Origin of the sequence: Methylobacterium sp. WL18, assembly GCF_008040015.1 — a bacterium.
GTDB lineage: Bacteria > Pseudomonadota > Alphaproteobacteria > Rhizobiales > Beijerinckiaceae > Methylobacterium > Methylobacterium mesophilicum.
Window position 1 is genome coordinate 1 of sequence record NZ_VRVD01000242.1, and the last position, 6,734, is coordinate 6,734.

At 69.1% G+C, this 6,734-nt stretch carries 5 protein-coding genes and 1 pseudogene; 5 read left to right on the forward strand and 1 reads right to left on the reverse strand.

What is annotated here, in order from left to right:
* Window positions 1-452: pseudogene (locus FV228_RS16855) on the reverse strand (leucyl aminopeptidase family protein); the annotation flags it as partial.
* Between the two features lie 129 nt (window positions 453-581).
* Between FV228_RS16855 and FV228_RS16860 the strand changes: the two are divergent.
* The 5 genes from FV228_RS16860 to FV228_RS16880 form a co-directional block, all read left to right on the forward strand.
* Entirely contained in the window at window positions 582-1,406 is an 825-nt protein-coding gene (locus FV228_RS16860) for a CDC27 family protein (protein WP_147855684.1), read from the forward strand.
* A gap of 466 nt (window positions 1,407-1,872) precedes the next feature.
* The gene (gene acnA, locus FV228_RS16865) at window positions 1,873-4,572 is read left to right on the forward strand and encodes an aconitate hydratase AcnA (RefSeq protein ID WP_147855685.1); all 2,700 of its coding nucleotides are present in this window, start codon (window positions 1,873-1,875) and stop codon (window positions 4,570-4,572) included.
* 165 nt (window positions 4,573-4,737) lie between these two features.
* Window positions 4,738-5,427, forward strand: a complete 690-nt coding sequence (locus FV228_RS16870) for a metal ABC transporter permease (RefSeq protein ID WP_147855686.1) — start codon at window positions 4,738-4,740, stop codon at window positions 5,425-5,427.
* Between the two features lie 51 nt (window positions 5,428-5,478).
* Complete coding sequence (locus FV228_RS16875; protein ID WP_147855687.1) at window positions 5,479-5,688, forward strand: hypothetical protein; 210 nt, start codon at window positions 5,479-5,481, stop codon at window positions 5,686-5,688.
* Window positions 5,689-5,882: 194 nt separating this feature from the next.
* On the forward strand, window positions 5,883-6,734 hold an 852-nt coding region (locus FV228_RS16880), incomplete at its 3' end, for an MCP four helix bundle domain-containing protein (protein WP_147855688.1).

Consider the following 6,734-nt stretch of genomic DNA (forward strand, 5'->3'; position numbering starts at 1 on the left):
GCGGCGACCCGCTCGACCTCGGCCCCGTCGATCCCGGCCGGCGCCGCCAGCCGCGCCTTCGTCCCCCCGGCCGTCCGGTACCGGCCGAAGCGGTAGCTGCCCATCAGCCAGGCCAGCGCGGCCTCGGCCGGGTCCGGGGCGTTCTCCAGGCGAAACGTCCCGTCCGGAAGCAGGGCGGGCAGCTTGCCGGCGATCAGCCGGTCATAGGTGGCCGCCTCCGGATCGCCGAGGCCGAACAGCACCCGCGCGAGACCGCCGTCCGGGCCCGGCAGCAGCGCCAGGCTCCCGGCCTTCGGCTTGAAGCCGATTGTTTGCGCGAAACGCCTGTGCGCCGGTTCCAGGGCCGCTTCGGCCTCGCTCCAGGATGCCGTCGTAACCAGGGTGACCGGAACGGACGGCGTGTCGGCGGGCAGCAGGGCGGCGTGCGTCGCTGGGGTGTCGGCCTGGGTCATGTGCCTCTCGTGCGGCGGTCGGGCCGGCAGCGGCTTAACCGGTGGTTAGGGTTAACGCTCTATCACCGGCCGGCCGGGAGGGTGAAGCGTGGGCCGGAGCCCGCCCGGCCAGTGCCGGCGGAGCGCACCATGATGACGGCCCCGATCCGGGTCATCCCGACCCCGGCTTCCAACCGCCGCCGCGCCGGCCTTGCCGCCGCGGCCATCATCGTGGCGCTGGGCCTTGCCGGCTGCAACACCCGGTCCCCGGAGACCACCGGCTCGATCGGCGAGCGGCAGGTCGCGCCGCGCCAGGAGTCGGCCTCGCGGCAAGACCTCGAAGGGCTGGCCGAGCGCTTCAACGCCAATCCCGGCGAAGGGCGCGCGGCCCTCGCGTATGCCCGCGCCCTCCGGTCGAACGATCAGGCGGCCCAAGCCTCCGCGGTGCTGCAGCAGGCGGCCCTGCGCAACCCGCGCGACACGTTCATCCTCGGCGCCTACGGCAAGTCGCTGGTGGAGGCCGGCCGCTACCGCGAGGCGATCGACGTCCTCGCCAACGCCCATTCCCCGGCCTCACCCGACTGGCGCATCCTGTCGGCCCAGGGCTCGGCCTCCGCGCAGCTCGGCGAGCAGGCGCGGGCCCAAAGCTTCTACGAGGCCGCGCTCAAGATCCGGCCGAACGAGCCGTCGCTGCTCTCGAATCTCGGCCTGTCCTACGCGTTGTCGCGCAACCTCGACCAGGCCGAGCAGACCTTGCGGCTGGCCGCCGACCAACCGGGCGCCGACGCCCGCGTCCGGGCGAACCTCGCCCTCGTCCTCGGCCTGAAGGGCCGATTCGCCGACGCCGAGACCGTCCTGCGCCGGGACATGGGTCCCGAGGAGGCCGCCTCCAACGTGGCGTCCCTGCGCAAGCTCGCCGCCCAGCCGAATCGGTTCAAGGCGCTGTCGGGGGCAGGGGCGCCCGAGCGGGGGTGACGGGCATCCCGCGCCGGTGACGATCCGGCTTTGCTGCGCGCGCTCCCTCCCCCGCAGAGGGGGGAGGGAGACGCGCTCGGGGTTAGTTCTGGCCCACATCCGGCAGCGATGTCTGCACCTCGTAGCCTCTGCGGGCGAGGGGAGACGCTTGTGGCCGGCCCCCGCATCGCCGCTAAAATGCGCGCCTTCGCCGGGGATGCGACCGTGCGGCATGCGTCCCGGCGCCCGACAGCGTAGCGCGGCTGTCATCGCAACCCGGTAGCGGCCAGATTCGAAAAGTTCTATATCGGGATCTGGCTGCGCCGCGCGGCTCCACGGGCGTCCAAATCGCCCCCGCGCATCGTCCTGCCCGGGCACTCCCGGGGCGGCGCGCGCCCGTCGGGCGCTACACAGGCCGAACACAGACTTCGTAGCGCAGGTCTTGCCTGCGCGTGTTCGACAACCCGCAGCGAGGATTGAACCAGCCGTGCCATCACTCGACAGCTACAAGGCCCGCCAGACGCTCGAAGCCGGCGGCAAGACCTACACCTACTACTCGATCCCCGAGGCCGAGAAGAACGGCCTCGCCTCCGCCACCGCGCTGCCCTTCGCCATGAAGGTCCTCCTGGAGAACCTGCTGCGCTTCGAGGACGACCGCTCCGTCCGCAAGGCCGACATCGCCGCGACGGTCGGCTGGCTCGCCGAGAAGGGCAAGGCCGAGGTCGAGATCGCCTTCCGGCCCGCCCGCGTGCTGATGCAGGACTTCACCGGCGTCCCGGCCGTGGTCGATCTGGCGGCCATGCGCGACGCCATGGTGGCGCTCGGCGGCGACCCGCAGAAGATCAACCCGCTGGTGCCGGTCGATCTGGTCATCGACCACTCGGTGATCGTCGACGAGTTCGGCACCCCCAAGGCGCTGGCCGACAACGTCGCGCTGGAATACTCGCGCAACGGCGAGCGCTACACCTTCCTGAAGTGGGGCCAATCGGCCTTCGACAACTTCTCCGTGGTCCCCCCGGGCACCGGCATCTGCCACCAGGTGAACCTGGAATACCTGGCCCAGACCGTCTGGACGAAGTCCGAGGACGGGGCCGAGATCGCCTATCCCGATTCGCTGGTCGGCACCGATTCGCACACCACCATGGTCAACGGCATGGCGGTGCTCGGTTGGGGCGTCGGCGGCATCGAGGCCGAGGCGGCCATGCTCGGCCAGCCGCTCTCGATGCTGATCCCCGAGGTCGTGGGCTTCAAGCTGTCGGGCAAGCTGCCCGAGGGCACCACCGCCACCGACCTGGTGCTCACCGTCACCCAGATGCTGCGCAAGAAGGGCGTGGTCGGCAAGTTCGTGGAGTTCTACGGCCCCGGCCTCGACGACATGGCGGTCGCCGACCGGGCCACGATCTCCAACATGGCCCCGGAATACGGCGCCACCTGCGGCTTCTTCCCGATCGACCAGCGCACCATCGACTTCCTGAAGGTCACCGGCCGCGCCGACGACCGGATCGCCCTGGTGGAGGCCTACGCCAAGGCGCAGGGCATGTGGCGCGACGCGAACACGCCCGACCCGGTCTTCACCGATTCGCTGCAGCTCGACATGGGCGAGGTCCGGCCCTCGCTCGCCGGCCCGAAGCGCCCGCAGGACCGGGTGCTGCTCGACGCCGCCAAGCCGGGCTTCGCGGCCTCGATGGAGACCGAGTTCAAGAAGGCCGCCGACCTCGCCAGCCGCTACGCGGTCGAGGGCACGAACTTCGACATCGGGCACGGCGACGTGGTGATCGCGGCGATCACCAGCTGCACCAACACGTCGAACCCCTCCGTGATGATCGGCGCAGGGCTCCTCGCCCGCAACGCCGTCGCCAAGGGCCTGCGCTCCAAGCCGTGGGTGAAGACCTCGCTCGCCCCCGGCTCGCAGGTCGTCGGCGAGTATCTGGAGAAATCCGGCCTGCAGGAGCCCCTCGACGCGCTGGGCTTCAACCTCGTCGGCTTCGGCTGCACCACCTGCATCGGCAATTCCGGCCCGCTGCCGGAGGCGATCTCCAAGGCGATCAACGACAACGACGTCGTGGCCGCCGCGGTGCTCTCGGGCAACCGCAACTTCGAGGGTCGCGTGAACCCCGACGTGCGGGCGAACTACCTCGCTTCGCCGCCGCTCGTCGTCGCCTACGCGCTCGCCGGCTCGATGCAGATCGACATCACCACCGAGCCGCTGGGCCACGGCTCCGACGGCAAGCCGGTCTACCTGCGGGACATCTGGCCGTCCTCGGCGGAGGTGCAGCAGTTCATCGAGGAGAACATCACCTCGGAGCTGTTCAAGCGCCGCTACGCCGACGTGTTCGGCGGCGACCAGAACTGGAAGGACGTCGAGGTCACCGAGGCCGAGACCTTCGCGTGGAACCCCGGCTCCACCTACGTGCAGAACCCCCCGTACTTCGTCGGCATGGAGAAGACGCCCAAGCCCGTGGAGGACATCGAGGACGCCCGCATCCTCGGGCTCTTCCTCGACTCGATCACCACCGACCACATCTCGCCCGCGGGCAACATCCGGGCGGCTTCGCCGGCCGGCGAGTACCTGCAGGCGCACCAGGTCCGCGTGCAGGACTTCAACCAGTACGGCACAAGGCGCGGCAACCACGAGGTGATGATGCGGGGCACCTTCGCCAACATCCGCATCAAGAACCAGATGGTCCGGGACCCGTCCGGCACGGTGGTCGAGGGCGGCTGGACGCTGTTCCAGCCCACCGGCGAGAAGATGTTCATCTACGACGCGGCGCAGAAATACGCCGAGAGCGGCACCCCGCTCGTCGTCTTCGCCGGCAAGGAATACGGCACCGGCTCCTCGCGCGACTGGGCGGCCAAGGGCACGAAGCTGCTCGGCATCCGCGCCGTGGTGGCCGAGAGCTTCGAGCGCATCCACCGCTCGAACCTGGTCGGCATGGGCATCGTCCCGCTGGTGTTCCAGGGCGAGACCTCCTGGGCGTCGCTGGGCCTGAAGGGCGACGAGACCGTCACCATCAAGGGCCTGTCGGGCGAGCTGAAGCCGCGCCAGACCCTGGTCGCGGAGATCACCGCGGCGGACGGATCGAAGACGGCGGTGCCGCTCACCTGCCGGATCGATACGCTCGACGAGCTGGAATACTTCCGCAACGGCGGCATCCTGCCCTACGTGCTGCGCTCGCTCGCGGCCTGATCCACGACGGGCGGCGTCCGCGCCTCCCATCCGGTTCTTTTGAGGCGGCGCCCCGGGGCGCCGCCTTCTTTTTGGCTTGGACGAGCACGTTTCGTTTGCGCACAACCTTGTTTGACGCGGCCAGCGCCCCATAACCCGGCTCCTGAAGCCAGGATGGGACCCCCGATGAAGCATCTCAGCAAGACCCTCGCCGCCGCCGCCGGACTGACGGCCCTCCTGTCGAGCGCGGCCTTCGCCGCCCAGGTCGAACGCGTCCGCGGCACCATCGACAAGGCGGAGGGCAGCACCCTCACGATCAAGACCGAGGACGGCAAGTCCGAGACCGTGGATGTCGGCGGCGCGAAGTTCGCCTGGGTGGTCCCGTCGAGCCTCGACGCGATCAAGGACGGCGTCTTCATCGGCACCGCCACCAAGGGCGAGAACCCGATGACGGCGCTCGAAGTGGTGCTGTTCCCCGAGTCGATGCGCGGCACCGGCGAGGGCCATTACGGCTGGGACTCGATCACCGACCAGACCGGCGGCGCCGGCTCGAAGGTGAAGAGCGCCATGACCAACGGCACCGTGAAGGCCGAGACCGCCAACGCCCCCAAGGTGAAGAGCGCGATGACCAACGGCACCGTGAAGGCCGACAAGGCGGCGTCCGGCGGCGAGCGCACCCTGACGGTGAGCTACGGCAAGGACGGGTCCAAGGAGATCGTGGTGCCGGCCTCGGCGCCGATCGTCGCCTTCGAGCCGGCCGACAAGGCGATCCTGGCCCCCGGCTCCAAGGTCTTCGCCGTGGTCGCCAAGGACGGCGCCAAGGCCGAGGGCAAGCTCGTGGCGGTCGGCAAGGACGGCCTGACCCCGCCGATGTGATCTTGGAATTCTCGCGCGCCGCGGTCGGCACGGCTGGCTGCGGCGCGCGGATTGAACATCGAAGCGCGGGCGTTCTCCCGGTTCCTCGGCCTATGGCTGAACGCGGGCGCGGTCGTGCGGTATCGCTCCGCGTCCAGGAGCATCGTCCGCGAGCGCACAAATTTTCAGCATGATCAGGCGCTGCGCATAAGCAAGGAATTGATGCCCTCACGCGCTGATGCGGGTTTCACGCTCAGAAACGCGGATCGGATCTTCAAATGAGCCGCAGAAAGATCAGTATATACATTTCGAGATTAAATATTGTAAGAAAAATATTTGAAAAACCAAATCGACGTCAGAACGGACCGATCTGCCTATTGCCACCGCAATGTAAACCAGGCGGTTTTGGCTGTTGATGTTTCCGCGAGGTTGCGAGATGATCTTGGATCGATTTTCCAAGTTGCGGGATCGGCGCGATGACAGTGTTGCGTGACGCAAAAATCCTCGTGAAGTTTGCCATTCCGCTCGTCATCGTGGCTTTGGCAGCCGGAGGATTGATCGTCTACGCGCGTGCCAGCCTGATCGCCCAATCGGCACAGACACGGCAGATCGTCGACGTCCAGGCCAAGCGCCTCGCGATGATCCTCGGCCTCCAGATCGATTTCGGTGAGATCGCCGTCCAGGCGCGCAACCTCGTGGTCGAGACGCGGGAGTCGCAGATGGCGGGGTATCAGACCCTCATCAAGCAGAACACGGCGCACGCGTTCAGCCTGCTCGACGCCCTGATGCAGATGGCCGACACGCCCGCGCGGCGCTCGGCCGGGGAGACGCTGCGACAGATCCTGACGGCGTTCGGTGCGGTGGTCGATCGGGTCGCCGCGAGCGCGGAGCGGGGTGAGGCCGAAGCCGCCGGCGCCATCCTGCTGGCCGAGGGCAATCCGCTTCGCGCCAAGCTGGTGGAGATGATCCAGGCTCGGGTCGACGTCCTCACGGGCGACCTCCAGCGGGAGCGGGATGCGTCCGAGGCGGCGGCCTCCCGGGCGACCCTTCTCCTGGTCGCGGCGGCGACCATCGGCCTCGCCATCGCCATCGGGGCGGGCGTCGCGGTGGTCGTCCTCGGCGTGACGGCGCCGCTCAAACGGCTGGTCCGGACCCTCGAGCGCATGGGGCGCGGGGAGACCGACAGCGAGATCCACGAAGCCGCCCGGGGCGACGAGATCGGCGCCGTCGGGCGCGCCGTCGAGGGGATCAAGCGCATGGTCGCCGCCGAGGCGGCCGAGCAGGCCGAGATCCGGCGCCGTGCCGACCAGGCGGCCTCGTCCGAGCGC

Excerpts from the sequence above, each read along its gene's own strand:
- FV228_RS16860 (WP_147855684.1), top strand. The coding sequence starts at position 582 with ATGATGACGGCCCCGATCCGGGTCATCCCGACCCCGGCTTCCAACCGC.
- FV228_RS16870 (WP_147855686.1), top strand. The coding sequence starts at position 4,738 with ATGAAGCATCTCAGCAAGACCCTCGCCGCCGCCGCCGGACTGACGGCC.